Source organism: Staphylococcus sp. FSL W8-0271, from assembly GCF_038006605.1.
Taxonomy (GTDB): Bacteria; Bacillota; Bacilli; order Staphylococcales; family Staphylococcaceae; genus Staphylococcus; species Staphylococcus cohnii.
This window is the reverse complement of record NZ_JBBOVM010000001.1, coordinates 803,714-830,557: the sequence shown is the minus strand read 5'-3', so window position 1 is coordinate 830,557 and position 26,844 is coordinate 803,714. Positions and strand designations below refer to the sequence as shown.

26 protein-coding genes are annotated in these 26,844 nt (G+C 31.6%); 6 read left to right on the top strand and 20 right to left on the bottom strand.

What is annotated here, in order from left to right; translation table 11 throughout:
• Nucleotides 1-162: 162 nt before the first annotated feature.
• Entirely contained in the window at nucleotides 163-1,356 is a 1,194-nt protein-coding gene (ldmS, locus tag NST87_RS04005; RefSeq protein WP_019468274.1) for an L-aspartate--L-methionine ligase LdmS, read from the bottom strand.
• Nucleotides 1,353-2,537 (bottom strand): M20 family metallopeptidase, encoded by a 1,185-nt coding sequence (locus tag NST87_RS04000; protein ID WP_019468273.1) that lies wholly within the window; start codon nucleotides 2,535-2,537, stop codon nucleotides 1,353-1,355. Before NST87_RS04000 ends, ldmS begins: the two co-directional genes overlap by 4 nt.
• 254 nt (nucleotides 2,538-2,791) lie before the next feature.
• On the opposite strand from NST87_RS04000, the gene NST87_RS03995 reads away from it, so the two are divergent.
• Complete coding sequence (locus tag NST87_RS03995) at nucleotides 2,792-3,262, top strand: S-ribosylhomocysteine lyase (RefSeq protein ID WP_019468272.1); 471 nt, start codon at nucleotides 2,792-2,794, stop codon at nucleotides 3,260-3,262.
• A 362-nt stretch (nucleotides 3,263-3,624) separates the two neighbouring features.
• Here the strand turns inward: NST87_RS03995 and NST87_RS03990 are convergent, their stop codons facing one another.
• The 4 genes from NST87_RS03990 to deoC form a co-directional block, all read right to left on the bottom strand.
• Nucleotides 3,625-3,978 (bottom strand): DoxX family protein, encoded by a 354-nt coding sequence (locus NST87_RS03990; protein ID WP_019468271.1) that lies wholly within the window; start codon nucleotides 3,976-3,978, stop codon nucleotides 3,625-3,627.
• Nucleotides 3,975-5,162: a phosphopentomutase gene (gene deoB / locus NST87_RS03985; RefSeq protein WP_019468270.1), complete on the bottom strand. Its 1,188-nt coding sequence runs from the start codon at nucleotides 5,160-5,162 to the stop codon at nucleotides 3,975-3,977. Before deoB ends, NST87_RS03990 begins: the two co-directional genes overlap by 4 nt.
• Before the next feature lie 11 nt (nucleotides 5,163-5,173).
• Nucleotides 5,174-6,475: a pyrimidine-nucleoside phosphorylase gene (locus NST87_RS03980; RefSeq protein WP_040030447.1), complete on the bottom strand. Its 1,302-nt coding sequence runs from the start codon at nucleotides 6,473-6,475 to the stop codon at nucleotides 5,174-5,176.
• 67 nt (nucleotides 6,476-6,542) lie between these two features.
• A complete protein-coding gene (gene deoC / locus NST87_RS03975) occupies nucleotides 6,543-7,205 on the bottom strand; it encodes a deoxyribose-phosphate aldolase (RefSeq protein ID WP_019468268.1) in 663 nt (220 codons plus the stop codon).
• Between the two features lie 179 nt (nucleotides 7,206-7,384).
• Between deoC and deoD the strand changes: the two genes are divergently transcribed.
• A complete protein-coding gene (deoD, locus tag NST87_RS03970) occupies nucleotides 7,385-8,095 on the top strand; it encodes a purine-nucleoside phosphorylase (protein ID WP_019468267.1) in 711 nt (236 codons plus the stop codon).
• A gap of 250 nt (nucleotides 8,096-8,345) precedes the next feature.
• Here the strand turns inward: deoD and NST87_RS03965 are convergent, their stop codons facing one another.
• The 9 genes from NST87_RS03965 to NST87_RS03925 form a co-directional block, all read right to left on the bottom strand.
• Nucleotides 8,346-8,795, bottom strand: coding sequence for a Dps family protein (locus tag NST87_RS03965; protein ID WP_019467684.1), 450 nt, complete (start codon nucleotides 8,793-8,795; stop codon nucleotides 8,346-8,348).
• Nucleotides 8,796-8,974: 179 nt separating this feature from the next.
• A complete protein-coding gene (gene rbsK, locus NST87_RS03960) occupies nucleotides 8,975-9,838 on the bottom strand; it encodes a ribokinase (RefSeq protein ID WP_019467685.1) in 864 nt (287 codons plus the stop codon).
• 23 nt (nucleotides 9,839-9,861) lie between these two features.
• Complete coding sequence (locus NST87_RS03955) at nucleotides 9,862-10,245, bottom strand: thiol-disulfide oxidoreductase DCC family protein (protein WP_019467686.1); 384 nt, start codon at nucleotides 10,243-10,245, stop codon at nucleotides 9,862-9,864.
• Nucleotides 10,246-10,572: 327 nt separating this feature from the next.
• Complete coding sequence (locus NST87_RS03950) at nucleotides 10,573-11,940, bottom strand: EVE domain-containing protein (RefSeq protein WP_019467687.1); 1,368 nt, start codon at nucleotides 11,938-11,940, stop codon at nucleotides 10,573-10,575.
• A gap of 72 nt (nucleotides 11,941-12,012) precedes the next feature.
• Nucleotides 12,013-12,993 (bottom strand): YeiH family protein, encoded by a 981-nt coding sequence (locus NST87_RS03945; protein ID WP_019467688.1) that lies wholly within the window; start codon nucleotides 12,991-12,993, stop codon nucleotides 12,013-12,015.
• A gap of 209 nt (nucleotides 12,994-13,202) precedes the next feature.
• Nucleotides 13,203-13,433: a hypothetical protein gene (locus NST87_RS03940; protein WP_019467689.1), complete on the bottom strand. Its 231-nt coding sequence runs from the start codon at nucleotides 13,431-13,433 to the stop codon at nucleotides 13,203-13,205.
• Nucleotides 13,434-13,456: 23 nt separating this feature from the next.
• Complete coding sequence (locus NST87_RS03935) at nucleotides 13,457-14,395, bottom strand: type I phosphomannose isomerase catalytic subunit (protein WP_340721333.1); 939 nt, start codon at nucleotides 14,393-14,395, stop codon at nucleotides 13,457-13,459.
• Nucleotides 14,396-14,951: 556 nt separating this feature from the next.
• Nucleotides 14,952-15,650 (bottom strand): FadR/GntR family transcriptional regulator, encoded by a 699-nt coding sequence (locus NST87_RS03930; protein ID WP_019467691.1) that lies wholly within the window; start codon nucleotides 15,648-15,650, stop codon nucleotides 14,952-14,954.
• A gap of 131 nt (nucleotides 15,651-15,781) precedes the next feature.
• Nucleotides 15,782-16,441 carry an NAD(P)-binding oxidoreductase gene (locus NST87_RS03925; RefSeq protein ID WP_019467692.1) on the bottom strand — a complete coding sequence of 220 codons (660 nt, stop codon included), beginning with the start codon at nucleotides 16,439-16,441 and terminating at the stop codon, nucleotides 15,782-15,784.
• Nucleotides 16,442-16,590: 149 nt separating this feature from the next.
• Here NST87_RS03925 and NST87_RS03920 point away from each other — a divergent pair, with 149 nt between their 5' ends.
• Both NST87_RS03920 and czrB read left to right on the top strand, forming a co-directional pair.
• Entirely contained in the window at nucleotides 16,591-16,890 is a 300-nt protein-coding gene (locus NST87_RS03920) for an ArsR/SmtB family transcription factor (protein WP_019467693.1), read from the top strand.
• A gap of 26 nt (nucleotides 16,891-16,916) precedes the next feature.
• Entirely contained in the window at nucleotides 16,917-17,870 is a 954-nt protein-coding gene (gene czrB / locus NST87_RS03915; RefSeq protein WP_019467694.1) for a CDF family zinc efflux transporter CzrB, read from the top strand.
• 126 nt (nucleotides 17,871-17,996) lie between these two features.
• Here the strand turns inward: czrB and NST87_RS03910 are convergent, their stop codons facing one another.
• Complete coding sequence (locus NST87_RS03910) at nucleotides 17,997-18,728, bottom strand: metallophosphoesterase family protein (RefSeq protein ID WP_019467695.1); 732 nt, start codon at nucleotides 18,726-18,728, stop codon at nucleotides 17,997-17,999.
• A gap of 131 nt (nucleotides 18,729-18,859) precedes the next feature.
• On the opposite strand from NST87_RS03910, the gene NST87_RS03905 reads away from it, so the two are divergent.
• Entirely contained in the window at nucleotides 18,860-19,948 is a 1,089-nt protein-coding gene (locus tag NST87_RS03905) for a hypothetical protein (RefSeq protein ID WP_019467696.1), read from the top strand.
• 103 nt (nucleotides 19,949-20,051) lie between these two features.
• Here the strand turns inward: NST87_RS03905 and NST87_RS03900 are convergent, their stop codons facing one another.
• The 4 genes from NST87_RS03900 to glmS all read right to left on the bottom strand — a co-directional run bounded on the left by NST87_RS03900 (nucleotide 20,052) and on the right by glmS (nucleotide 24,650).
• Complete coding sequence (locus NST87_RS03900; protein ID WP_019467748.1) at nucleotides 20,052-20,903, bottom strand: Cof-type HAD-IIB family hydrolase; 852 nt, start codon at nucleotides 20,901-20,903, stop codon at nucleotides 20,052-20,054.
• 51 nt (nucleotides 20,904-20,954) lie between these two features.
• Nucleotides 20,955-21,755, bottom strand: a complete 801-nt coding sequence (locus tag NST87_RS03895) for an ABC transporter ATP-binding protein (RefSeq protein ID WP_019467747.1) — start codon at nucleotides 21,753-21,755, stop codon at nucleotides 20,955-20,957.
• Nucleotides 21,756-21,782: 27 nt separating this feature from the next.
• On the bottom strand, nucleotides 21,783-22,142 hold the full coding sequence (locus NST87_RS03890; protein ID WP_019467746.1) for a DUF2200 domain-containing protein: 360 nt from the start codon (nucleotides 22,140-22,142) through the stop codon (nucleotides 21,783-21,785).
• A 702-nt stretch (nucleotides 22,143-22,844) separates the two neighbouring features.
• Nucleotides 22,845-24,650: a glutamine--fructose-6-phosphate transaminase (isomerizing) gene (glmS, locus tag NST87_RS03885; protein ID WP_019467745.1), complete on the bottom strand. Its 1,806-nt coding sequence runs from the start codon at nucleotides 24,648-24,650 to the stop codon at nucleotides 22,845-22,847.
• A 643-nt stretch (nucleotides 24,651-25,293) separates the two neighbouring features.
• On the opposite strand from glmS, the gene NST87_RS03880 reads away from it, so the two are divergent.
• Nucleotides 25,294-26,829 (top strand): PTS mannitol transporter subunit IICB, encoded by a 1,536-nt coding sequence (locus tag NST87_RS03880; RefSeq protein WP_019467744.1) that lies wholly within the window; start codon nucleotides 25,294-25,296, stop codon nucleotides 26,827-26,829.
• Nucleotides 26,830-26,844 lie beyond the last annotated feature (15 nt).

Sequence of the window (26,844 nt, the reverse complement as noted above, 5' to 3'; positions counted from 1 at the left end):
TACACCTTCAATTCATTAAAATATTTAACTATATTTAAAATATAAATGAGTATATTACTATAGTCAATTAACGTTATACAATAAATATTAAAATTTTAATATATCTCAACAATAAACTTAAGTTATCAAATACTATTAAATGAAATTTTACTATATTTCTGATTATATTTTTAATTCTTCTAAAAATTGTCGTTCTAACTTTTCTATATGTTCTTGTGATTGTCCATGCCAAATACATGCAAATCTCGAAGGCACGCTTTCATTTTTATACCAATCACCATCATAATATGATAGTGGAAATAAGCAACCCATGTTCACATATTTTATAATTGTCTGAAAGAAATGCTCATTATCGTTAGGTGCAATATAACTATAAAACTTTTGATATCCAGATTGCATTAATGGATCTAATAAAAGCATACTTGTCGAACCATTTTGTCTAAAGTTCAAATCAATCGCAAATATATCACCATGTTTATCTAATAGTAAGTCAAAACCTGCGATTCCAAAATAACCTTTGGCAACACCTATTTCCATAATTTCTTTGCCAGCTTGAATGACTGATTCTGGCACATCTTGTACATTTTGATTGCCACTATAATGGCCATATTTGTCTGTAATTTGCTCTGATGTGCCAATATAGTGAATTTCCCCGTCCTTTTCACATGCAAATTGCACACAATAATTAGATGTTTCTTGAATTTTTTGTTCAATAATAATTGTATCAGTTTCTGCTCTTGCTTGTTCAATCCGTGATTTTGCTTTAATTAAATCTGCTTCGTCATAACAAATCATCACACCATAGCCACCTGCAGTTGGTAAATCATCACCTGGCTTCAAGACAAAAGGGAATTTCCAATCTGCAATTGCATTTTCGAAATCTTCTATTTTTACCACTTCACGTGCTGGTAAATACTTTTGATTAGTCCATTCTGGAATACGTGCTTTATTATTTAAAGCAACAAAGATATCTTTATCCATAGCGTAATATTCTTTTTCTAAAATAGATTCACTATGAATATATTGAAAATAAATACGTTTATTATCTTGTTCAGCGAGTTTTCTTATTGTTTGTTCGTAAGAAGCTTGGTTGTCAAAAGTGTAAATATTTGTGGGCATTGGCTTGCCAATCGTTTCCAATAATATTTCTAATTTCTTTGTGGCGCTTGCTTTATGAACAATAACCGGCATTTGATCAGCAATAATTAATTCTCTACCAGTCAAGAAATTAGATTGATGTTCTTCTGGTTCTAACCATGGATTTGATATATAAGATGGTCTAGAACTATATACGACATCATCATTGTATAAATCACTAAGTGTTAATTTAGGGCGTTGAGTACTTAGTTTTTTCATTTTTTGTTCCCCTTTATATAGTGGTGCTGTTCAATTATTTCATTTAATTCTGTTTGATTTTCTATTAATTCCAATCCCGTTAATGCAAGGATTTTAGCACCTCTTATTAGAGCTTGATCTCCATGAGCACTTCCTGCTGCTTCACGAAAGCGATGCGTATGCCCTACTAAATTCCTAGAACCTATTTTAATATGAGGATGAATCGTTGGCACAACGTGACTTACATTACCCGTATCTGTCGAACCAAAACCAAAATCATCATCTATGACCGCTTCTCCCATTTTCGTCGCATATTTTGCAAATAAGTCATCTAATTTAGGTGTCTTAATAAATTCATTGACGCCATTTTGTATAGGGCCAAATTCAAAGTCGCAACCTGTTTGAATTGCAGCACCTTTTGCAATTTGCCCTACCCTATCAGTTAATATATCTAATTCTTTACGTGATGTTGCACGTGTATAAAAACGCGCATGAGTATAGTCTGGAATAATATTAGCAGCTTTTCCACCGTCTAATATAACGCCATGAACCTTTTGACTCTTTTTGATATGTTGTCTTAACTGAGCTACACCATTAAAATACGCAATCATTGCATCTAAAGCATTTCTTGCTTCTTCAGCATTTTCAGAAGCATGCGTACTTTTACCATAAAATTTAATGTCTAAAACATCTACCGCTAATGTATTAATTGTTTTATAAGTTTCATTACCTGGATGAACCATTAAAGCAACATCTATTTCATCTACAATACCTTCTTTTACATATGCAGCTTTTGCACTACCATTGACACCGCCCTCTTCGGCTGGACAACCAAGTATTACTACTTTTCCACCTGTTTGTTCAATCACTTGCTTCAAAGCTATACCAGCAAATGTACTTGCCGTACCTATAATATTATGACCGCAAGCGTGCCCTAGACCTGGTAAAGCATCATATTCTGCTAAAAATCCAATGGTTGGACCATCGATTTCTGAATCATAACGTGCAATGAAACCTGTAGCATAACCTGCAATGTTAGTTTCAACTTCAAAATCATGCTTTTCCAAATCTTCAATTAACGTTCTTGAAGCAAATATTTCTTCATTGCCTAATTCAGGTCTTTGATGGATAAGGTGGCTCATCTCTATGTATGATAATTTTTCATTTTCTATATAATCCAATATGATTTGTTCATGTGTCATTTTCAATACAACTCCCTTGTATTACAATATTTCACACGTATTATTATTGAAGTTATAAAAATGTATGTTCAATAATAAACGTGCAAAATACATTTTGATTATTATTTATTCTATCCGTTTTGGTTAATTCTGTCATTATTTTTCTGAAATTTTAAAAAACGATAATTACTTGTATTTTCTAAAATTTATAGAAATTGTAAATGCCACTATGTCTTGTTACAATTATGATAATTATTATTTTAGGAGGACATCACATGCCAAAAATGAACGTTGAAAGTTTTAATTTAGATCATACCAAAGTAGTAGCACCATTTGTTCGACTTGCAGGTAAAATGGAAGGTGCTAATGGAGATGTTATCCATAAATATGACATTCGTTTCAAACAACCCAATAAAGAACATATGGAGATGCCTGGTTTACATTCATTAGAACACTTAATGGCTGAAAACATTAGAAATCATTCGGATAAAGTGGTTGATATCAGTCCAATGGGTTGTCAAACTGGATTTTATGTATCTTTTATAAATCACAGTGATTATGATGATGTATTAAATATCATTGAAAAAACACTTCAAGATGTATTATCCGCTACAGAAGTTCCTGCATGTAATGAAGTACAATGTGGTTGGGCTGCTAGCCATTCATTAGAAGGTGCAAAAGAAATTGCACAGGCATTTTTAGATAAAAGAGAGCAATGGCATGATATTTATGGTGAAAATAAATAATATCTAATTACCATTATAAAGTAAGATATCAAAATTGAATTTATTTAAAAAGGTCAAGATAAAAGGCTGAGACAATTAATTTGTCTCAGCCTTTTTAATGTTTCCATTTTTCAACATACATGTTCGTCAGGAATCAATTGTGGTAACAAATGAACATGCGGTCTCCAACCTGTATTATTTTACCGATTGTTCATATGTTCCAACATTACTATAATCACTGTACTTTATAAAACAGATATTTTCATATAAGTCTAGTACCTTCAAATTTATATCGTAACCATGATATATAAAACAGCGTAACAGTTTAAACCCTTATCGCTTTATAATTTATAAACCGATCACAAAACGAGTGATTGTTTAATCTATAATTTATTCACAACTTTTATCAAAACAAATTGTAGTGGAATTCTACCGAACAACAAACTTTCTGGTAGTTGTTTGTCACCTAGTGGCAATTTTTTCCTAGCCATATAAATATTTGCTGGTAATACAGCTAATAAAAATAAATTAATCATTTTCTTTAGACATGAACTTGGTCTTTTCACTATTAAAAGTATTCCAAAAATCATTTCAATAATTCCAGAAATGATAACAGCCGATTTTCTAAACGGTAAATAATCAGGCACAATTTTTCTAAAGCGCGACTCATGTTTAAAATGTAAGACACCAATAATCATGAAACCGCAACCTAAAATTAAGCTTAATAATCGTTTCATTTATCGACACCCATTTCTTTCAAATAGCTACGACCAAATTCAGGTAATTTAACACCAAAATTATCTGCAATAGTAGCACCTATAGAACTAAAGGTATCATCCATAGATAGCTCATGATAATCATTGATTTTAGGACTAAACATAAGGACCGGGATATATTCTCTTGTATGATCAGTCCCTGGTGCCGTTGGGTCATTACCGTGATCTGCAGTAATGATGACTAAGTCATCATCCTTTAGATGTTTGATCAGTTCGGGTAAACGCTCGTCAAAATCTTTTAATGCTTCAGCATAACCGTTTTTATCACGTCTATGTCCATACAGTGCATCAAAATCCACTAAATTCAAGAAACTTAAACCCTTAAAGTCACGTTGTACAGTTTCTATTAGTTTATCCATACCATCCATATTATTTTTAGTTCGAATTGCTTCAGTAACACCTTCACCATCATAAATATCATTGATTTTTCCTAAAGCAATCACATCAAATTGATTATCTTTTAACTCATTCATCACTGTACGTCCAAATGGTTTTAACGCATAATCATGTCGATTAGAAGTTCTTGTAAAAGCACCTGGTTCACCGACATATGGTCGCGCAATGATTCGACCAATTAAATATTTTGGATCTTTTGTTAATTCTCTTACTTTTTCACAAATATCATACAATTCTTCAAGTGGAATAATATCTTCATGTGCCGCAATTTGAAGCACTGGATCTGCTGATGTATAGACGATCAGGTCTCCAGTTTTCATCTGATGTTCGCCCCACTCATCAATAATTTGTGTGCCAGAAGCAGGTCTATTTGCCACTACTTTACGACCTGTCATTGTTTCAATTTCACTAATTAGTTCTTGTGGAAAGCCATCAGGATAAACTTTAAAAGGTTGCATAATATTTAATCCCATAATTTCCCAATGACCCGTCATTGTATCCTTACCTACAGAAGCTTCACTCATCTTAGTATAAAACGCGTCAGGTTTAGACACTTTTTTAACGTTAGGTAAAGTGGCAATATTACCTAGACCTAAGCTTTGTAAATTAGGTAATGATTTATCAAAATCTTCGAGCGTATGCTTCAAAGTGTGACTGCCTTCATCATTAAAGGCTTTTGCGTCAGGTCCTTCGCCTATACCCACTGAATCCATGACAATTAAATGTACCCTCTTAAATGGTATCGTCATCATTCCATCTCCTATTCAGTAATTATTTTATGAATCAACGTAGGAACTTCACCATGTGAAGTAATCGCAATACTTTGATTTAATTTTTCCTTAACATCATCAATTTGCTCACGGTTACTATGAATCGTTAATAAAGCTTCGCCTTCATCAACTGAATCTCCTACTTTTTTGTGTAAGACAATACCTACACTTAAATCAATATCGTCTTCTTTAGTTTGTCTTCCTGCACCTAACATCATAGATGCAACACCGATTTCATTGGCTATAATTTCAGTTACAGTACCCGATTTTTGCGAAAGCAAATCAATTTGATAGCGTGCTTGTGGTAGTTTACTGACATCATCAACGACAGAGCCATCGCCATCTTGATTTTCTAAAAATGTACGGAAACTTTCTAGTGCCGAACCATCTTGAATAGCTTTTTCTAATAATGCTTGAGCCTCATTTAAATCTTTAGCTTTACCACCAACTACTACCATTTGCGAACCTAAAGTCATTACTAGCTCAGTTAAATCTTTTGGACCTTGACCTTTCAATGTTTCAATCGCTTCTTTAACTTCTAAAGCATTACCTATTGCATTTCCTAATGGTTGACTCATGTCTGAAATAATTGCCATCGTGTTTCGGCCGACATTATTTCCAATACTTACCATCGCATGTGCGAGTGCTTCAGCATCTTCGATTGTTTTCATAAAGGCACCGTTACCAGTTTTTACATCCAATACTATGGCATCAGCGCCAGCAGCAATTTTTTTACTCATAATAGAAGATGCGATTAGTGGTATTGAATTAACTGTTCCAGTCACATCACGTAAGCCATAAAGCTTTTTATCTGCTGGTGTTAAATTCCCAGTTTGTCCTATTACAGCTACTTTTGCTTCATTTACAAGTTCAACAAATTTATCTTCACTAATTTCAACGTGAAACCCTTTAACTGATTCTAATTTATCAATTGTGCCACCCGTATGACCTAATCCTCTACCACTCATCTTAGCCACAGGAACACCAACAGAAGCTACTAATGGAGCTAATACTAGTGTAGTTGTATCACCAACACCACCTGTAGAATGTTTATCAACTTTAATCCCATTAATCGCTGATAAATCAATCACGTCACCTGAATTAACCATTGCCATTGTAAGTGCTGCTCTTTCTTGATCATTCATATCTTGGAAAAAAATTGCCATCGCTAAACTCGACGCTTGATAATCTGGTATTTCACCACTGGTATAAGCATTAATAAAGAATTCTATTTCTTCATTTGTTAAAGCTTGACCATCACGTTTCTTTTCAATAATATCTACCATTCTCATTTGAGTTGGCCTCCCCTGTTAGACATTTATGTCTTTATATGTCTCATTTTAAACTTAAAGATAGTGATTAATAATCTGAATTACTTTCTAATCCTTGAATGATTTGTACACCTGCACTAGCGCCAATTCGAGTCGCACCAGCTTCTAGCATTTTGTTGAAATCTTCTAAGTTTCTGACACCACCTGAAGCCTTAACTTCTAAAGCATCTCCAACTGTATCTTTCATTAACTTAACATCCTCAGGCGTAGCTCCACCACCGGCAAATCCAGTTGATGTTTTCACAAAGTCTGCGCCTGCTGCTTTACTTAACTCACAAGCTTTTACTTTTTCATCATCAGTTAAAAGGCAAGTTTCAATAATTACTTTCACTGTCTTACCGTTTGCTGCTGCTACAACACCTTCAATGTCTTTTTGAACTTCGTCATAACGTTCATCTTTTAAGGCACCAATATTGATAACCATATCTACTTCTGATGCACCATTTTTAATAGCATCTTCAACTTCAAACACTTTCACTTCAGTATTTGTAGCACCTAATGGGAAACCAATTACTGTACATACTAACACATCAGTGTCTTGTAATTTATCTGCTGCGTATTTTACGTGCGTTGGGTTAATACACACTGATTTAAAGTGGTACTCAATTGCCTCATCAAGAATTTTATCGACTTGGTCTCTTGTAGACTCCGGTTTTAGTAAAGTGTGATCTATATATTTTGCATAATTCATTCTAATTCCTCCTAAAATATTATCTGTCTGAAATTATTCTCATTCTTGAAAGTCATTATTATTCTAAAAAATTAATAACAACACAACAAGTGCTTTACCTCTATATTACAAAAATTCGCAAAAATAATAAACAAATGTTATCTTTATTTTGATAAAAGAATTTAAAGGAGAAGAAGTCTATGACAAAATCTACACCACATATTCAACCTAATGGAGTTAAAATTGCTAAAACTGTTTTAATGCCTGGTGATCCCTTGAGAGCAAAATATATTGCTGATAATTATTTGGAAGATGTAAAACAATTTAATGAAGTTAGAAACATGTTTGGTTATACAGGTACTTACAAAGGAAAAGAAGTTTCTGTAATGGGTTCTGGTATGGGTATTCCAAGTATTGGTATTTATTCATATGAACTTTATAATTTTTTCAATGTCGACACAATCATACGAATTGGTTCATGTGGCGCTTTGCAAGAAAATGTTAACTTATATGACATCATAATTGCTCAAGGTGCTTCTACGAACTCTAGTTATGTAGAACAATATAATATTCCTGGACATTATGCACCTTTAGCTGATTTTGATTTAATGTTAAAAGCGAAACAAAAGGCAGATGAAATTGGTGCTACTACACATGTTGGTAATATTCTTTCTTCAGATACATTTTATAATGCTGATCCAACATTTAACGAAAAATGGCAACGTATGGGCATCTTAGGTATTGAAATGGAATCAGCTGCTTTATACTTAAATGCAACTTATGCTAATAAAAAAGCATTAGGTGTTTTCACAGTAAGTGATCATATTCTACGTGATGAAGCAACTACTGCAGAAGAACGTCAAAACTCATTTACTCAAATGATGGAAATTGCTTTAGAAATTGCTGAATAACATTTGAACATGTTTAGCTTACCTACAAAAATAAAACAACTTTAGATTAAAAATTATAATCCCAAGCTGTTTTTTTATACGATTTAACTGAAATTGCTGAACACAAAATTTTATAATGTTTATGTATGAAGTATGTAGCTATTATGTTCTTATAGTTTTATCACAAAAAAGACAGAAATCAAATGATTTTATCATTTGATTTCTGTCTTTTATTCTTTTATTCATAAAAACTGTTTGTCTATCTATATTTTTATTTTCCTAAATAAGATTTTAACATCCAATTATGTTTGTCAATATTTGTTTGCATACCGATAAACATATCTTCTGTTACATCATCTTCAGCTTTAGAAGCTACTTCAATTGCTTCACCTAATTGTTTAGAAACATTATCAAAATCTACTGATAACGCTTCAACCATCTGTTCAGCAGTATAACCTTTGCCAGCTTCATCTATAATTGATAACTCTAAACTTTCTTTCAATGTTCCAACTGGATTACCACCTACTGCTAAAATACGTTCTGCTAAATCATCTATATATTGACTTGCTTCATCATATAATTCTTCAAATTTTGTGTGTAGTGAGAAGAAATTTGGCCCTTTTACATACCAATGAAAATTGTGTAATTTGGTGAATGCAACTGTCCAGTTTGCTACTTGCTGATTTAATACTTTTACAACTTCTTCATTATTTTTTGACATATCAAAAATCTCTCCTTTGAATAATTGTCATAATTAAGCGACAATCGATTTTCTATTACAATAATTATTATATTATAATAATTATAATCTGTAAAGCGGTTTTCTCTCCTAAATTAAAATTATTATAATTTAGAATGCAGCTTAATTATCTACTTACATTATACCCTGAATCACACGATTTAATCTAGCTCTTTTCTGTATGGCATCGCACCTTGAGCGCCTAATCCTGTAACTGAAAAACTAGCAGCTAAATTGGCAAAATTAACTGCTTCTTCTAATGATTTATTTTCAATTAGTGCAACTGCTAATGCACCATTAAATGTATCTCCAGCGCCTGTAGTATCAACTACTTGTTTTTTATAACCTTTTACAAGTTGTTGAGAATCACTGTAAAACAATGCCCCCGAAGCGCCTTTAGTTACAATTAATTTTTTAGGATACATCATTAAAGCTTGATCGACCTTATGTTCAAATAATAATTCACTTTCTGATTCATTTGGTGTCAGCCAATTAACTTTTTCAATAATTTCTTTGTCTAATGAACGAAATGGTGCAGGATTTAACATTACTCTCATTTTATGTTTTTGTGCATAATCCACTACTTCTTTTATGGTCTCTTCCGGTATTTCATGTTGCATTACAATAATATCGCCAGCTTCAAAAAAATCAAGTTTTGGAATTACTTTATCTGGCGTTACATAATTATTTGCTGCCGGCACTACAATAATACGATTATCATCATCAAATAGCGTTATATGTGCAGTTCCAGACGCTTCATTTTCAATAACATCCATATACGCTGTATTTACATTGTTGTTGTTAAGATTTGAAAGTATTTGTTGGCCATTATCATCATCGCCTACAGCTCCAATCATATAAACATGATCACTTAAACGCGCAGCCGCAACAGCTTGGTTAGCACCTTTACCTCCAGGATTTGTAAAAAATGATTCACCCATTACAGTTTCTCCTACATTAGGTAAAATATCTGTTTTCACCACTAGATCGATTGATGCGCTACCAATCACAATTATGTTTCCCATATTCTTTTCCTCCATCTATTCATTCAGTCAATAAAAAATGATTGCTCATAATCATTAGGTTTGTGCCAATGTGTTTTCCACATTCTGTTTCTATTATCCGCAAAAAGTTGATAACCAAAATCTCTCAGAAATTTAGGCGTTAAATATAATAATAATCCAATCCATTTATAATTTGTTAAGGATGAAATCAGTGATGCTATTGCATCTGATTTATATTTAAATTGATCTCCTTCTTGCAAAATAACACTATCGTGTTGTTGTGTTTCAGGATAATTGGCAAACATACTTTGAGCTGTAGCACCTTGAAGTTTTGCAAATTGGTAGCGACTAGACAACCCATTTTGTATAAGCCAAATTGCGTAATTATAACAGTATACACAATTACCATCGTAATAAATTATTGGCATACGTTCATCTCCTTTTTATGATTAGTTATCATAAAATATAAATTATTTATTCACAGTTATATTATATCCTAAAATGATAAAAATAAATCATGATATGAATTACCTTAATATGTATCACTAACTATTACATTTACATACAAAAAAAGGATGAGGCAGAAATCTAATTTTATTAAAAAGATTTCGTCTTACCACTCTGACAAGGATAACTAGCATTGATAATGTATAAAATAATGACTTAAGCTGAAGTCCAATCATCTTCTGACAATATAAAAGCGTCTGGATCTCATCAATGATACCCAGACGCTTAATCATAATTTTACTGTCATTTTAATCTTGATTAACCTTAACAATTCTTGTGTACTTTAAAAATTGTTCAGTATATTTTTGCTTTATATCATTTATGCTATCGTACGTGATACCGACGATATGCCAATTCGGATTAAAATGATAAAATGAATCTTTTTTTCTAGACCACTTCACCATACTACCGTCCCTATTATATCTTGGCAATGTCATTTCATAACCTTCTAAAACGTTAATATACGTTTGAAAAATGTCTGGGTCTATACGATTAAAATTATCTATAACTAGATAACTTTTATCATTTCTTGGCATAAGATTAGTAATGAATCCCTCTCTATAATACAAAGCACCAGCCTCATTTGGTAAATATTTACCATACAGCATGTCTTCTGTAAAATCTGGATGACCTACTGTAATTACTGGATTAGCATTGGTCTTTTGTAACAAGTTTTCTGCAGCATTTAAACCTTCACCTTTACCAACTACTAAAAGAATAAATGGTTTTATATCATCATCTGCTTTATCGATAACGCCTTGACTTTTTACCGCTTCAAATTGAGATTTCATGCCATCGTTTTCACTCATTTCAAGTATTGCATCAAACTGTGTGCGTGACATGCTTGCAATAGCTTGTTTTGCATTTTCTTGTAAATAATATAAATTTTTTAATTTAGGGTGTTTATTTAAAGTACTCAATGTTACAGGTTCGATTTCTTTTTCAAAATAAACTTCTATCGCAGTACTGTTTGTGCGACCAGGAATTGGCGATTTTTCATGTAAATGTTGACTTACTTCACCTACACCAATCACTGATTGTTCTCTATGTTTATTATAAAAAACGAGTTGGTCACCAATTTCAAGCTGTCTATAAAAATGGTATCCATTTCGTTTAATACCATTATATGTGTGTGTAAACAAGGTATTATAAGAATTGGGTTCGAATTCTTGTTCCTCTGATATAAAGAAGTATCTAGGTATTTTCGTTTCACCTTTACCTAAACTTACGATTAAGTCAAATTCATCTTTTGTAATTTGATTAAACAATGTTTCTTTCATATTAGTAATTCGAAATTCTAATTGTTCACTTCTTTTTAAGTAATCAGCAGTTAATGGTTTCAATTGTTCTAATAACTGAAAATGCACGCGAATTTTATTTTGTGCACCTGTTTGTACACTAGTAATTTCACCAAATCCCAGTAAACCAGTATCCATCTGTACTTGATAAAATATAACTTTATCTCCTACTTTAGCTTGTTTAAAAGATCGGAAACCTTGTGACGGATTAAATTGTGCACCTGATTCAAATAATGTTGTTTGACCCACTAATGGTTCGTTATGATTCCAGCGATTATATCCGCAATTCAACCAAAAATAACTTGTTTCCTCTGCCATTTAGATACTCCTTATCTCATATAAAAAATTCTATTTTCTCATTATATTTAAAAATCAGTTCTCAAACAATGATTATAATAAATTAATCAATTTCATTGATATTAAACTTGTTATTATTACTACTATCCAAGTCACTAAACCTAATAAAATCGGCTTTGCACCAGCTTGTTTAAACTGTTTGAAATCTACGTTTAATCCTATACCTGCCATTGCCATCGTTATTAAGAATAATGATATTTGTTGGAATATGTGAATAACTGTAGGTGAAAAATTAAAAATTGTACTAATCAGTGAAGCTACAATAAACCAAACAATGAACCATGGAAATATCTGTTTAATCGATGTGCCTGTTTGTTTTGATTTTTCTTTGCGTATCGTTCTATATGTAAAAAATAATACTACTGGAACAATCATCAATGTACGTGTCAATTTTACGATAGCACCAGTTTCTAAAGCTTTACTTCCGTAATTAGATGTAGCAGCAATAACACTAGATGTATCGTTAATTGCTGTACCACCAAAATAGCCAAAAGCCGTTTGACCCATGTTCATTAAATGACCAAGTGGTGGGAATATAAAAACTGCTATTAAATTGAATAAAAATATAGTTGAAATTGCGAAAGCTACTTCATTTTCTTTAGCTTTGATGATTGGGCTTGTAGCAGCAATTGCAGATCCACCACAGATAGAAGTACCGACACCAATCAAAATGCTTAGATTTTCATTAATTTTAAATATTTTCATCAATATAAACACGATTATAAATGCTGCTAATAAAGTTATGATTATTATTGGTAAAGATCTCCAACCAATTGAACCAATAGATTGAAAACTCAATGTAAAACCAAGAACAATAATACTATAATGCAATATTTTTTTACTACTAAATTGGATACCGGCACGATATTTTTTTGGGATTTCAATAAAATTATTTAAAAGAATACCTATAACAATTGCAAATATTGCACTTCCAATTACTGGAAATTTACTTCCCATAATCGATGCAATAAGTGCAATAATAAAAGTCATCAATATACCTCGAGATTTCGACATTTAGCCCACCTCCAATTTAAATTCTATTTTACCATAAATAATTTATCGCTAAAGAATATTTTATAATCTTTTAATTACAAATCTTATTAATTATAATCACTAATATGTATTCTGTTAAAAGTAAAGTTGATTTAGTTAATGACACAAATGATTTTTGCTTATAAAAAAAGTACCTTTTACTCTGAAAGTAAAGATACTAAATTTATTGATTATTGAACCATCGTCAATGCACCCAAAATTGGCATTAAATTAATGAGAACACCACCAAGTTTTAATAATCCATTTATTTCTTTGTTAGGTATCGTAATTAATGCAGCAATGATACCAATTGCACCAATGATAACTGGTAAGAAAAATGAAGGGAAAATAGGTATTTTTAAAAAAATTCCCGCACCAGCTAATAAACCGCAAATTAATGATACATATAAATACTTATACATTTTGAAACACTCCGTTTTTTTATCTATAAATAACTTATAATTAATTCATAATCTCCTTCAAAAATTGTATCTAAATCGTCTGAAGTTAGTATGAAATTTTGACCTTGTGTCACATCATAAATATCACCATCAACTATGACTTGTCCAGAACCTTTTAATACGGAAACTAAAACAAATTCTCTAGGTTTCATATAATTTAATGTGCCAGATATTTCCCACTTAACCATTGTAAAAAAATCATTTGAAACAAGTTGAATACGTTTATGGTTTTCAACAATTTCGGTGTCTGTTGCTATATTAATATTTTCTTGAGTAACTTCGATGACTTCTTTCGCTTTTGCTTGATTCAATCCTCTGCTATCATGTGCTGCTTCTTCTCGATCAAAATCATAAACTCTATATGTGACATCAGAAGATTGCATTGTTTCATACACAAGTACACCAGCACCTATAGAATGAATCGTTCCTGCTGGTATAAAATAAAACTCACCTGGCTTGACTTTAACTTTATTAAATAAATTTTCATAGTCTGTTTCATCGATTTGATCAACTACAGTATCTTTACAATCTACGTTCACGCCGTACATAATTTCTGCGTCCTCTTCTGCATCTATAATATACCAACATTCTGATTTACCATATTGTCCGTTTTCATTTTCATAAGCGTAGGCATCATCAGGATGCACATGAATCGATAATGATTCCTTAGCATCTACAATTTTTGTCATTAACGGAAACTCTTGACTCGGAAAATCACCAAACAATTCCCGATGATTTTTCCATACCATATCTAATGTTTGTCCTTTGTATGGACCATTCAACACTTCACATCTTCCATTTGGGTGTGCTGAAATCCCCCATGCTTCTCCAATATTTTCAGTAGGCAAATCATAACCGAGTGATTTCAACTTTGTGCCACCCCAAATTTTCTCATGTAATACTGGTTTTAAAAATAATGGCATTCACCACACCTCCAAACTTAGTTTTTATATTGTTTAATCTGATATATACAATTTAGAAAAATATAAAGTTACACTATTTATATTACATTTTAAAATTAATTTTACAGAACTATTGAAATTGTATCACATATCTTAATGCTTTATAAACTGTCACTTCAACGTTTAGTCATATTCAAATCATTAATTATTATATCAATACACTTAATAAACGTATAGTTAAATTAATGTCCCCCGATTCCATTCAATTAAATTTGACAATAAAATTATTCAATTGTCGTAAATTTTTTAAATAAAGACTTGCCTTCACAACATTTTTAACATTATAATGACACTAGAGTCTTCAAAGGGCTCATATTCTTTTACATATAAGGTAATAAATTATGATTATTTTGATCAGATGATCACTGTTCAAAATATAAAATTTGCAAAAAAGGCCCAAACTAATATTAGTTTGGGCTTTTTATTACTTGAAATTTAATTATATGTGCTTATACTTTAAGAACTTGGAAAGCATTAAAATAAATTTGAAGATTATAAGTATGTTACGTTCTAAAATTTATTTTTCTTTAAAGTTAGCTAAAATTGTTTCTTTAACTTCTAATAAATGTGACTCCATGGCTTTAACAGCTTCTACATCATCTTTGTTAGCAATTGCATTATAAATGACTACATGTTCCTCTAATAATTTATTCATTGTTTTTTGTTTACTATAAATAAATATTTTTCTTGTTTCTTTCATAGAATCTTGCATAAGTTCAGATATATTATTTAGTAATTCAACTAACAAGGAATTGTTGCCAGCTTTTGCGATTAATAGATGAAACTCTAAATCAGCTCTTTCTCCTGATGTACCATCTGTTATTGCTTCACCCATTCGATTCAAAGCCTTTTCCAAATCAACTAAGTTCTCTTCTGTACGGTGCCAAGCAGCCATTTTGACGGTTGCACTTTCAACAATCTCTCTTAACTCTAATAATTCTTTTATCTGAACTAACGAATTAAATTTATCTCCTAATTCAAAAAAAGTCGGTTCAATTTGCTTTACAAATGTCCCATAACCTTGTTTAATCTCCAATACACCTATCGTTCTTAATGCATTTAAAGCTTCTCTTACCGAAGCCACACTCACACCATATTCTTTACTGAGCTTTTGTATAGATGGTATTTTATCTCCAACTTGATAATTTCCAGATTTAATGCTTTCCAATAAAGTATCTGCAACTTGTTCATAAATTTTAGTGTTTGAAATCTTCATAGTTACCTCCAAACGATATCTATTATTGTATCAAATTTTCATCATAAAATTTATTAAAATAATAGATATTTCAATTAAAAATGGACCAAATTACATTAATTTGTAAATTGGCCCACATTTGTAACTATCGATTATTTATTTTTAAAGCTATCTAAAGCCTGTGATATTTCTACATCTCCACTAATAATTTGGAATTCAGTATTTAAATAGTCGTCACTTGAGACAACTTGATTGATGACTGAAGCAACATCTTCTCGTGGAATCGAACTTCTACCTTCAAAAAAGGCACCTACTTCAATTTTGTTTGTACCTTCATCATTTAATAAAGCACCTGGATGTACAATCGTATAAGGTACTGATGCTTGTTTTAAATATTCATCAGCATAATGTTTGGCAATTGTGTAGGGTTTCAAATCTCCACTTGCATCAAATGCTTCTCTTCTAGAATCATATGTTGACACCATCACAAATTGTTTCGCATTATTTACCTCACTTGCTTTAATAGCTTTAACAGCACCATCTAAATCTACAATAATTGTTTTATCTGCACCTGTACTACCTCCTGAACCAACGGAAAATACTACACGGTCAAAACCTTTAAATTTTTCAGTTAAAGTTTGAACATCATCTGTCTCAACATCAATTAAAGTTGTTTTGATATTTTTTTCCTTCAGTTGTTCAACTTGTGATTCTTTTCTAACTCCAGCGGTAAAATCTACCCCTTTTTCTTTTAACTGTTCTATTAAATGATGACCAACGCCACCATTTGCGCCAATAACTAAAATACTCATATTGGTACCTCCTTATCGAGTTAATACTAAAAGTCTACCACTTTTATAAGAATTTAAAACAAATATGCAATTTCAATTGACATATTCGCACAATAACATTAATATATGAATATATATTAATATATTCATATGATAGGAGGGTTAAATTTATGAATCCCCCAATAAACACTGAAACTTTAGAGCATGTAACTGATATTTTCAAGGCATTAAGTGAGACGAATCGCATACGCATCATGCATTTATTATCACAAAATTCTAGCAGTGTAGGTCATATTGCACATACTTTAAATATGGGGCAATCCAATGTGTCACATCAGTTACGCATATTAAAACAGGCCCACCTAGTCAAATCTAACCGAGAAGGCCAATCAATGATATATTCAATTGATGATACACATGTGACTGATTTATTGAAACAAGCAATACATCATGCAAATCATAAACTATAAAACTATAATGAAAGGTCTGAACTTATATGTCACAACATCACGAACACAATCACACACACAATCATACACACGGACATGTACACACCAATAATAAAAAAATCTTACTTATTAGCTTTTTAATTATTGGTATATTTATGATAATTGAAATCATCGGAGGTTTTTTAGCACATAGCTTAGCATTATTATCAGATGGTTTACACATGTTTAGCGATTCAATTTCATTAGGTGTAGCTTTATTAGCTTTTATTTATTCTGAAAAACATGCTACTCAAACTAAGACTTTTGGCTACAAACGCTTCGAAATATTAGCAGCATTATTTAATGGTGTAACATTATTTGTTATCGGTATTTTTATCATCATAGAAGCAATCGATCGTTTCTTTAATCCAATAGCGGTAAAATCTACAGAAATGTTTATCATCAGTGTAATTGGCCTCATTGTTAATATCGTTGTTGCTTCTTTTATGTTTAAAGGTGGAGATACAGATCATAATATAAACATGCGTGGCGCTTTTCTCCATGTAATCGGAGACTTATTAGGTTCTGTCGGAGCCATTGTAGCAGCTATTCTTATTTGGTCATTTAATTGGACAATTGCAGATCCAATTGCAAGCATTATCGTCTCCTTACTTATTATCAAAAGTAGTTGGGGCATAACGAAATCATCTCTTAATATTTTGATGGAAGGTTCACCCAGTGATGTCAATATGGATGAAATCATTAGCGCTATTACAAGTGAAGTGCAAATAAAAAATGTACATGATTGTCATATATGGACTATTTCTAATGAAATAAATGCTTTAAGTTGTCATGCAGTCGTACCTAATGACATGACAATTGAAGAAGGTGAACAACTTTTAAACTTACTCGAACATCGTCTAACACATTTAAACATTCAACATATGACAATACAATTTGAAACAGAATATCATAATCATGACAGCAATACCTTATGTTCAGCAATTTATACAGAAAAATAACATGAGGTAAAAAAATAAAAAGTGACTAGATTTTAAAGCTTGAAACAAGCAGTATCATTTAATCTAGTCACTTTTATGATTTTAATTACTATTAAAATATATAACAAATTCATAACACTTTATACATTATAAAAACTTATCAAATATCAATTCTTTAGCTGGCACTTGTTTTTCTTTAAAACCTCTTATAAATTCTTCATTATCATAAGGCACTTTAACTCGTTCAAATGAAAATTCATTTTCTTCGATAGTAACAATACCATATACAGCGTATGCGCCGTTATTTAATCCAACAGACCCAGGATTAAAATAAACCTTGGATTTATCATCAAACAAATGAACTGTATGATTATGACCAAAAACAATTAAATCAGCCTCTTTATCTTCAAAAAGTGATTTTATATTTTCTTCAGTAGGTTCTACAATAGGACTAAATGGTTGACCATCAATCGGCGTATTCAATTTATCATTTGGAATTTCGTAATGGATAAACATGACTTTTTTATGATTCATTGTTTTTTCAATAACACGAGGTAAAGCATTTAATTTATCGTAATAATCTTCGTCTAAGTGGCTTTCAATCCATTGGTGGTGTTCATAAAATTTATCTTTTAAGTCTTCAGGATAAGGTGTATCGTTAACAATTGACATCACCGCTTCATCATGATTACCTGCAATAATTTCCATATCATCTCTTTCGAATATTTCATCAAGAACTTTATTTGTTTCATGGCCTACACCAATATTATCGCCTAAGTTATATATTTTATTTATATCTTTTCTTCTATCAATATCATCCAATACTGTATCTAACGCATCAAAATTGCCATGTACATCAGTAAGAATTGCAAATTTCATGATGATATCTCCTTTCAACATTTTCTCATTTGGTCATTTTAACATTTTATAGCCATTTTGTTACCTATTAATTTTAAAATCCCTAATTTTTTGATAGCATATGCTTATCACTAAAAAGGAGTGCTTAAAATTTGTTTAAATTTCATAAACTAGCATTACAAAATGCAAAACCGCAAAATGCTAAAATTTTACTATTCACAATTGTAAGTTTTATCATATTGTTTGCTTTGACTGTACTAACTTTTATACCAGTTCAACCAGCAATATATAAATTTTTAATGTCAATGGCAATGCAACAACCTATTGGAAGTGCATTAATTACATTGATACTAGCAATACTAATTCCATTAGTGGTTTTTATATTTGTAGGATATCAACTTATTGCTGGAACTATATACACTATAGACAATGCAATTAATAAAGACAAGGCTAAATTCAAAGATTTATTTTCAATATTTAAAAAGGGTAAATATGCTAAATCATTAAAATTATCTTTAATCACATTATTAAGTATTATTATTATATTATTACTTAATCTTCTAATAAGTAAGCTATTACAATTAGGAATTGTGCAATTATTCACTGCATTACAAGGACCGTTAAGCAGTTCTGATCATGCACTTGGATGGTCATTAACATTCCAAATTATTGCTGCTACTTTACAAGTATTCATATTGTCATTTGTTTATTGGTTCTTTACAATCTTAATCGTCAACTATACACTAGCTTTTGTTAAAGAACCTAATAAAGGTGCTTGGTCTTCTGTAAAACGTGGCTTTAAAGCAATTAAAAACGGAAATAAAACTTGGTTTAAATTTTATATAGGTATATTATTATTAAATTTACTTGTTATAATCTTAGCAAATCCAGTAAGTCAGTTAGTGTCAATTAGTACTGGCGGTATTTCACAAACATTAGCAATGACTATTATCTATATTGTGTCAGTAATTGTTATAATAATTAGATTGATCGTTTATTACACAAACTTATTAGCAATTATTCAATACTACAATAAAAATGGTGAGAACATAGATAAATCAGAAGTCAAAAAATCTAAAGCTTCTAAGCAATCTGATCAAACATCTAAAGTAACTAGTAGTGTTAATCACACAACTGAGAAAGCTACTGATAAAGTTAATCATACTACTGATCAATTTAAAGATAATGCAAAAGAAAAAACTACAGACATCAAAGATCAAATAAATAATAAAGATAAATAATATATTGGAATATAAATTACAAAAAAGACACTTTCTCTCATTTAATAATGGTTATTAAATGAGAGAAAGTGTCTTTTTTAATTAATTCATCTATGCATATAGTTTATAATAAATGTTTTTTTAAGTATAATGCGGCACCATTTTCTTCATTTGTGAATGAAGTGACATCATCTGCTAAAGACTGAATTTCTGGTCGAGCATTCTTCATCGCCACAGTATAATTGCCAAACGCAAACATCGCTCTGTCGTTATCACTGTCACCAATGACTAACGTTTCTTCTTGTTTAATGCCAAAGTAGTCTATCATTTCTTTAATTCCAGTTCCTTTATCAATTCCAAAAGCCATTGTTTCTGCGTTAAAGCGAGATGAATTTGATACACTGATTTGAAGTATCGTTTGGTCATCGATTAACTGATTTCGAAATTGAGTAATTTTATCATAATCTGGTGAAAATAAATAAATTTTTGAAAATGACGTGTTAGGGATACTTGCTTTCCAACTTACTTTTTCAACGATAGATTCTCTTCGAGATGTCCATTCACTATATCCTACGTTTTCAGGTGGTGTTGATTGTTTAAACATCGCTTTTGCCCATGCTTGATCTTCATTAAGAATAATTCGATTGCCGTCGAAAGGAAAAACTTCATAATAAATTGCTTGTGCTTTTGCTCTTTTTACAATTTCATTAACCGTATCAAATGTTAAACTATGTTTAAAAATCGTTTCATTGTGAACAACACCATTAGTGCCGTTAGAACTAATAATACCATCCACCTTAAAATTTTCAGGTACAAGGTAATGAATCTCATCATGTGCTCTACCAGTAGCTAAAAATACTTTATAGCCATGATTTCTTAATGTTTGTATAACCTCTGTCGTTTCATTATCTACACGATTATCTTTATGTAAAATTGTGCCATCCATATCCAAAAATATTGCTTTAACATTTTTCATGTAATTAAAATCCTCCATCCTACGTTATCGTATTAAATTATGGCACTTAATCTATATTTCTGCAATGTCTCCATCTTTTAAAAACAGTGTGTATCGCCCATTGTTACATGCTATGTTGACATTTCTCTTAAAGAAATGACTCAATGTTGTATGATTAAGAATTTCAGATATTTGACCTTGTTTAAAAGGTTGCCCATTTTTCAATAAAAACCCATAATCAATATCTTGTGTAATTTCTTCTACAAAATGCGTTACATAAATTACTGCTAATTGAGGATTTTGCTTATACAATTGTGTCAGTGCACTTAATAAATCTTCTCTTGCAATAAAATCTAAACCTGAGGCTGGTTCATCTAAAATTAATAGTTTAGGGTTCCCCATCAAAGCTCTTGCTATCAACACTTTTTGACGTTCTCCAGTAGAAAGATAGCCATAATATTGATTTTCAAATTGAGCGATTCCCATTTGTTTTAAATATTTTTTAGCCAAATCTATGTAATGTTGTTGTACATCTTGAAACACACCGATTGACTTAAATATCCCACTAATTACAACATCTAAAACAATTTCACCATCCTGAAATCGATTCATTAAACTATTTGATACAAATCCAATTTGTTGGCGTACATTTTCAGCAGAATACCCTTTTTTACCAGGCTGCATACCAAATAAAGTCATTTCACCAGATGTGTTTGGCTCATATGCATTTAAAATATTTAATAGTGTAGTCTTACCTGCCCCATTTAAACCATATAGCATCCATTTTTCTCCCTCATTGATTTGCCAACTCACTCCTTGAACAATTTCTTTACCATCTTTTCTTCTTGCTATATTGTTCAATTCAATTAGCATATATATCCTCCTCTTTAAAATTTTCATTTATTTTTGATTTTGTCTAAATATCTTTTCCAATGTCTTGCCTTTAGCCAATTCATCAACCATTTTGTCTAAATATCTAATTTCTTTCATTATTGAATCTTCCATATTTTCAACACGAATACCACATATAACACCAGTCACTTTAGTTCTATGTGGATTTAACTGTGGTGCTTGTTGAATAAATGATTCATAGTCTGTGCCATCATCAATCATTCTATTTATTTGTGACTGATTATAGTCGGTCATCCATTTAATGACAGTATCTACCTCATTTTTTGTTCTACCTTTTTTTTCGACTTTTTTCACCAAATGAGGATAAACTTCTCCAAAAGCCATGGTATAAATTTTAGGTTTTGTCATTGTTTTATACGACCTTTCTTTATTTCTAAAATGTAAGCTTCTACATAGCATATTAAATTTTTTATATTTTTGAAAATATTTCACTTTTACTATACGTTAAAAATAAAAGCTACGACATCAAAATGTCTCAGCTCAGACTGTCCACAAAGTATCCGACTTTGTTGGCAGTTTTTTTGTGCACGCTTTCCGCGGGCACTGCCTTAGCTTGTAGTCCTCGGCTAGTGCTATTCCCGCAGGAGTCGGCCCAAATCACTGCCAATATCACACTAAAAATATTATTAATTCAGAGACTCATATGTTAAAAGAGAACGAGAAAAACAATATGCTTATAGTCTACCTGCATGTGTAGATAATGATTGTTATATCATTGAAAAGCACTGTTGATAATGTAAAGAAACAATATAATTTGCGAAATTAAACAATTGAGAGAAGATTTGACGATATAAAAGAACAGCATGATCCGATGAACGAGTTATAAACGTCATGACAAAGTTACTATGGATATCATGCTTATTTGTGTTGCCATGAATCTTTAAAAATTGGCAATACGGTTAGTAAAATGGCCAATAATGGACTGAAATACCACTACTATTTTGAAAAATTTATATAAATAGACAAACCCTTCACAAATTAATGCGAAGGGTTTGTCTACATTCTGAAGCTGAGACATCAAAATGTCTCAGCTCAATCTAATTTATTAATTTATTCAACTGTTACAGATTTAGCTAAGTTACGTGGTTTATCCACATCTAAATCTCTGTGTAGTGCAGCATAATATGAAATTAACTGCATTGCCACAACAGCAACTAATGGTGTTAATAACTCATGGACATGTGGGATAACATATGTGTCACCATCTTTATTTAATCCATCCATAGAAATTATACAAGGGTTTGCACCACGTGCTGCAACTTCTTTCACATTACCACGAATAGAAAGGTTTACATTTTCTTGTGTTGCTAAAGCAATCACTGGCGTACCCTCTTCAATAAGTGCGATTGTACCGTGTTTAAGTTCGCCACCTGCAAAACCTTCTGCTTGAATGTAAGAAATTTCTTTAAGCTTCAATGCGCCCTCTAAACTAACATTATAGTCAATTGTACGACCAATAAAGAATGCGTTTCTTGTTGTTTCTAAGAAATCTGTAGCAATTTGTTTCATTACATCTGCATCATCCACAATTGTTTCAATAGCAGTAGTCACTTTTGCAAGTTCACGTAATAACTCAACGTCCGCTTCTTTACCATGTTCTTTCGCTACAATTTGTGACAAAATTGAAAGCACTGCAATTTGTGCTGTATATGCTTTTGTAGATGCAACCGCTATTTCAGGACCTGCATGTAATAATAAAGTATGATCCGCTTCGCGTGATAGTGTAGAACCAGGCACGTTCGTAATTGTTAATGACTTATGCCCTAGTTTTTTAGTTTCTACTAATACAGCGCGACTATCCGCTGTTTCACCCGATTGTGAAATATAAATAAATAATGGTTTTTCTGAAAGCAATGGCATATTATATACAAATTCTGAAGCAACATGCACTTCTGTAGGAACGCCTGCCCATTTTTCCAAATATTCTTTACCAACTAACCCTGCATGATAACTTGTACCTGCTGCAATAATATAAATTCTGTCAGCATCTGCTACATCTTTTATAATATCCGCATCCATTTTTAAATTGCCATCAGCATCTTGATATTCTTGAATAATACGACGCATTACTGCAGGTTGTTCATGAATTTCTTTCAACATGTAATGATCATAAACACCTTTTTCAGCATCAGCAGCATCAATTTGAGCAGTATAAGCTTCTCTATCTTGTACTTTACCTTCTTGGTCTTTAATAATTACTTCGTCACGTTTAACAATGACAATTTCATGATCATGAATTTCTTTGTATTGGTTTGTAACTTGTAACATTGCAAGTGCATCTGAAGCGATAACATTAAAATCATCACCTACACCAATCAATAACGGTGATTTGTTTTTTGCAACATACATAGTGTCACGATCATGACTATCAATAAGGCCTAATGCGTAAGAACCTTCTAATAACGATACCACTTTTGTAAATGCTGCTTCTGTAGAAAGTCCAGTATTTGAAAAATATTCAACTAATTGAACAATAACTTCTGTATCCGTTTCAGATAGAAATTTTACATCTGATAAATATTCATTTTTTAACTCTTCATAATTTTCGATTACACCATTATGAACTAAAGTAAAACGTTCAGTTGCGGATTGATGTGGATGTGAATTTTCATAGTTTGGTACACCATGTGTTGCCCAACGCGTGTGACCTATACCTACGTTGCCATCTACATCTTTACTATCTGCAACTTTTCTTAGCTCTGCAATACGTCCTTTTGATTTAAATACATTTGTACCATCATCGTTAACTACAGCAACACCAGCAGAATCGTATCCTCTATATTCTAATTTTTCTAATCCTTTTAATAATAATTCTTTGGCATTATCATGCCCGATATATCCAACTATTCCACACATATACATACTCCTCCAATTTAATGGTGAAGGGTATCGAACGTTCGGCGTACAGGAACCTGTTCAATATATGAGGCCAATTTAAATAAATTTCTTAACATTCATTTTATCGTAAGAAATTTTAAAAAAAGGCACAGAAATCCCATTCACCTTTAATCTTAATTTTTATTTAATTTGGCTATCTTATTAACTTTGTGCACCAGGTTGCCCTAATGTTTTCCTTAATAAGTTTACGAATGAGCCACATCCGGGATAGCATCCGCCGATGGTTCGATAACTATCCTCCTCGTCTACAAGCTTCGATTTCATATCTATTAAGATTTCTGTTTTAAATCTTAAATGCTAAATATTTAACCTTTTCACTTGCACAGGCGCTTTTATTGATATATTTATGTCAACCTGTCCTCCTTTCCTTCAATACCACTAATTGTACAATGCTTCTGCAACCAAATGCAAATTTTTTATTAACTTCATCCTTAAAATAATTGTGAAATTGTTTTATTATTTAAAATTCAAAACTTTCCATATATTAATAGTCATAAACTTGTCAAAAACTCTGTGACAAATTTGGGATTACTATTTGTTGTTAATTTATGTAAACACACCTACAATAATAGTTAAATACAGAGAAAAAGAGGTGCAAATTATGTCACAAACAGATGCTCAAGATAATAAAGGGATTGGTCGTAAAGTTCAAGCTTTTGGTTCGTTTTTAAGTAGCATGATTATGCCTAACATTGGTGCATTCATTGCTTGGGGCTTTATCGCGGCAATATTTATAGACGGCGGTTGGTGGCCAAATAAAGATTTAGGTGAATTGGCTGGACCAATGATTACTTATTTAATACCATTATTGATTGCTTATAGTGGTGGTCGTTTAATTCATGAGATGCGTGGCGGTATTATTGCGGCTGTAGCAACAATGGGTGTGATTGTAGCATTACCAGAAACACCAATGTTACTAGGCGCAATGATTATGGGACCACTTGTTGGTTGGTTGATGAAAAAAACTGATGAATTCATTCAACCAAGAACCCCACAAGGTTTCGAAATGTTATTCAATAATTTTTCAGCTGGTATTTTAGGTTTTATAATGACAATCATAGGTTTTAAAATATTAGCACCAATTATGGAATTTATCATGCATATTTTGTCCGTTGCTGTTGAAGCATTGGTACATGCGCATTTACTTCCATTGGTAAGTATTATTGTTGAACCTGCTAAAATCGTATTTTTAAACAATGCTATTAACCACGGTGTATTTACACCACTGGGTGCTGATCAAGCTGCATCTGCGGGACAATCTATTTTATACACAATTGAATCAAATCCTGGTCCAGGTTTAGGTGTATTAGTTGCTTATATGATTTTTGGTAAAGGCACAGCTAAAGCTACTTCATATGGTGCTGGAATTATCCACTTCTTAGGTGGTATACATGAAATTTACTTCCCTTATGTATTAATGAGACCGTTATTGTTCGTCGCAGTAATACTAGGTGGTATGACTGGTGTTGCAACTTATTCATTATTAGACTTTGGATTCAAGAGTCCAGCTTCACCTGGTTCATTTATCGTTTATATGTTAAACGCACCTAAAGGTGAATTCTTACACATGATTATAGGCGTATTATTAGCAGCAATCGTATCATTTATTGTTTCATCAATTATTTTAAAATTCACAAAAGAAACAGAAGAAGATTTAGAAGCTGCAACAGAGAAAATGGAAGCATCAAAAGGTAAAAAATCAAGTGTATCTTCTAAGTTAACAGGGAATAGTGATGATAATACTTCGGCAACTGCGACTGATGAAACTGACAAAAATAGTGATAGTCAAACAGAAGATGATTTACTAGATAACTATGATACTGAGAATGTAGACGCACATGACTACAGTAAAGTAAATCACGTTATCTTCGCTTGTGATGCAGGCATGGGATCAAGTGCTATGGGTGCAAGTATGTTGCGTAACAAATTCAAAAAAGCTAGCATACAAGACGTTGAAGTAACAAATACAGCGATTAATCAATTACCTAGCGATGCGCAACTTGTCATTACTCAGAAAAAATTAACAGACAGAGCAATCAAACAAGTTCCAAATGCAATTCATATTTCAGTAGAGAATTTCTTAAATTCTCCTAGATATGATGAGTTACTAGAAAACCTTAAAAAAGAAGAAAACTAATCACTCACTAAAAAG

What these genes read in the sequence shown, in the direction of transcription:
- ldmS (WP_019468274.1), bottom strand. Translation starts at nt 1,356, where the DNA reads ATGAAAAAACTAAGTACTCAACGCCCTAAATTAACACTTAGTGATTTA.
- NST87_RS04000 (WP_019468273.1), bottom strand. Translation starts at nt 2,537, where the DNA reads ATGACACATGAACAAATCATATTGGATTATATAGAAAATGAAAAATTA.
- NST87_RS03995 (WP_019468272.1), top strand. Translation starts at nt 2,792, where the DNA reads ATGCCAAAAATGAACGTTGAAAGTTTTAATTTAGATCATACCAAAGTA.
- NST87_RS03990 (WP_019468271.1), bottom strand. Translation starts at nt 3,978, where the DNA reads ATGAAACGATTATTAAGCTTAATTTTAGGTTGCGGTTTCATGATTATT.
- deoB (WP_019468270.1), bottom strand. Translation starts at nt 5,162, where the DNA reads ATGACGATACCATTTAAGAGGGTACATTTAATTGTCATGGATTCAGTG.
- NST87_RS03980 (WP_040030447.1), bottom strand. Translation starts at nt 6,475, where the DNA reads ATGAGAATGGTAGATATTATTGAAAAGAAACGTGATGGTCAAGCTTTA.
- deoC (WP_019468268.1), bottom strand. Translation starts at nt 7,205, where the DNA reads ATGAATTATGCAAAATATATAGATCACACTTTACTAAAACCGGAGTCT.
- deoD (WP_019468267.1), top strand. Translation starts at nt 7,385, where the DNA reads ATGACAAAATCTACACCACATATTCAACCTAATGGAGTTAAAATTGCT.
- NST87_RS03965 (WP_019467684.1), bottom strand. Translation starts at nt 8,795, where the DNA reads ATGTCAAAAAATAATGAAGAAGTTGTAAAAGTATTAAATCAGCAAGTA.
- rbsK (WP_019467685.1), bottom strand. Translation starts at nt 9,838, where the DNA reads ATGGGAAACATAATTGTGATTGGTAGCGCATCAATCGATCTAGTGGTG.
- NST87_RS03955 (WP_019467686.1), bottom strand. Translation starts at nt 10,245, where the DNA reads ATGCCAATAATTTATTACGATGGTAATTGTGTATACTGTTATAATTAC.
- NST87_RS03950 (WP_019467687.1), bottom strand. Translation starts at nt 11,940, where the DNA reads ATGGCAGAGGAAACAAGTTATTTTTGGTTGAATTGCGGATATAATCGC.
- NST87_RS03945 (WP_019467688.1), bottom strand. Translation starts at nt 12,993, where the DNA reads ATGTCGAAATCTCGAGGTATATTGATGACTTTTATTATTGCACTTATT.
- NST87_RS03940 (WP_019467689.1), bottom strand. Translation starts at nt 13,433, where the DNA reads ATGTATAAGTATTTATATGTATCATTAATTTGCGGTTTATTAGCTGGT.
- NST87_RS03935 (WP_340721333.1), bottom strand. Translation starts at nt 14,395, where the DNA reads ATGCCATTATTTTTAAAACCAGTATTACATGAGAAAATTTGGGGTGGC.
- NST87_RS03930 (WP_019467691.1), bottom strand. Translation starts at nt 15,650, where the DNA reads ATGAAGATTTCAAACACTAAAATTTATGAACAAGTTGCAGATACTTTA.
- NST87_RS03925 (WP_019467692.1), bottom strand. Translation starts at nt 16,441, where the DNA reads ATGAGTATTTTAGTTATTGGCGCAAATGGTGGCGTTGGTCATCATTTA.
- NST87_RS03920 (WP_019467693.1), top strand. Translation starts at nt 16,591, where the DNA reads ATGAATCCCCCAATAAACACTGAAACTTTAGAGCATGTAACTGATATT.
- czrB (WP_019467694.1), top strand. Translation starts at nt 16,917, where the DNA reads ATGTCACAACATCACGAACACAATCACACACACAATCATACACACGGA.
- NST87_RS03910 (WP_019467695.1), bottom strand. Translation starts at nt 18,728, where the DNA reads ATGAAATTTGCAATTCTTACTGATGTACATGGCAATTTTGATGCGTTA.
- NST87_RS03900 (WP_019467748.1), bottom strand. Translation starts at nt 20,903, where the DNA reads ATGAAAAATGTTAAAGCAATATTTTTGGATATGGATGGCACAATTTTA.
- NST87_RS03895 (WP_019467747.1), bottom strand. Translation starts at nt 21,755, where the DNA reads ATGCTAATTGAATTGAACAATATAGCAAGAAGAAAAGATGGTAAAGAA.
- NST87_RS03890 (WP_019467746.1), bottom strand. Translation starts at nt 22,142, where the DNA reads ATGACAAAACCTAAAATTTATACCATGGCTTTTGGAGAAGTTTATCCT.
- glmS (WP_019467745.1), bottom strand. Translation starts at nt 24,650, where the DNA reads ATGTGTGGAATAGTTGGATATATCGGGCATGATAATGCCAAAGAATTA.
- NST87_RS03880 (WP_019467744.1), top strand. Translation starts at nt 25,294, where the DNA reads ATGTCACAAACAGATGCTCAAGATAATAAAGGGATTGGTCGTAAAGTT.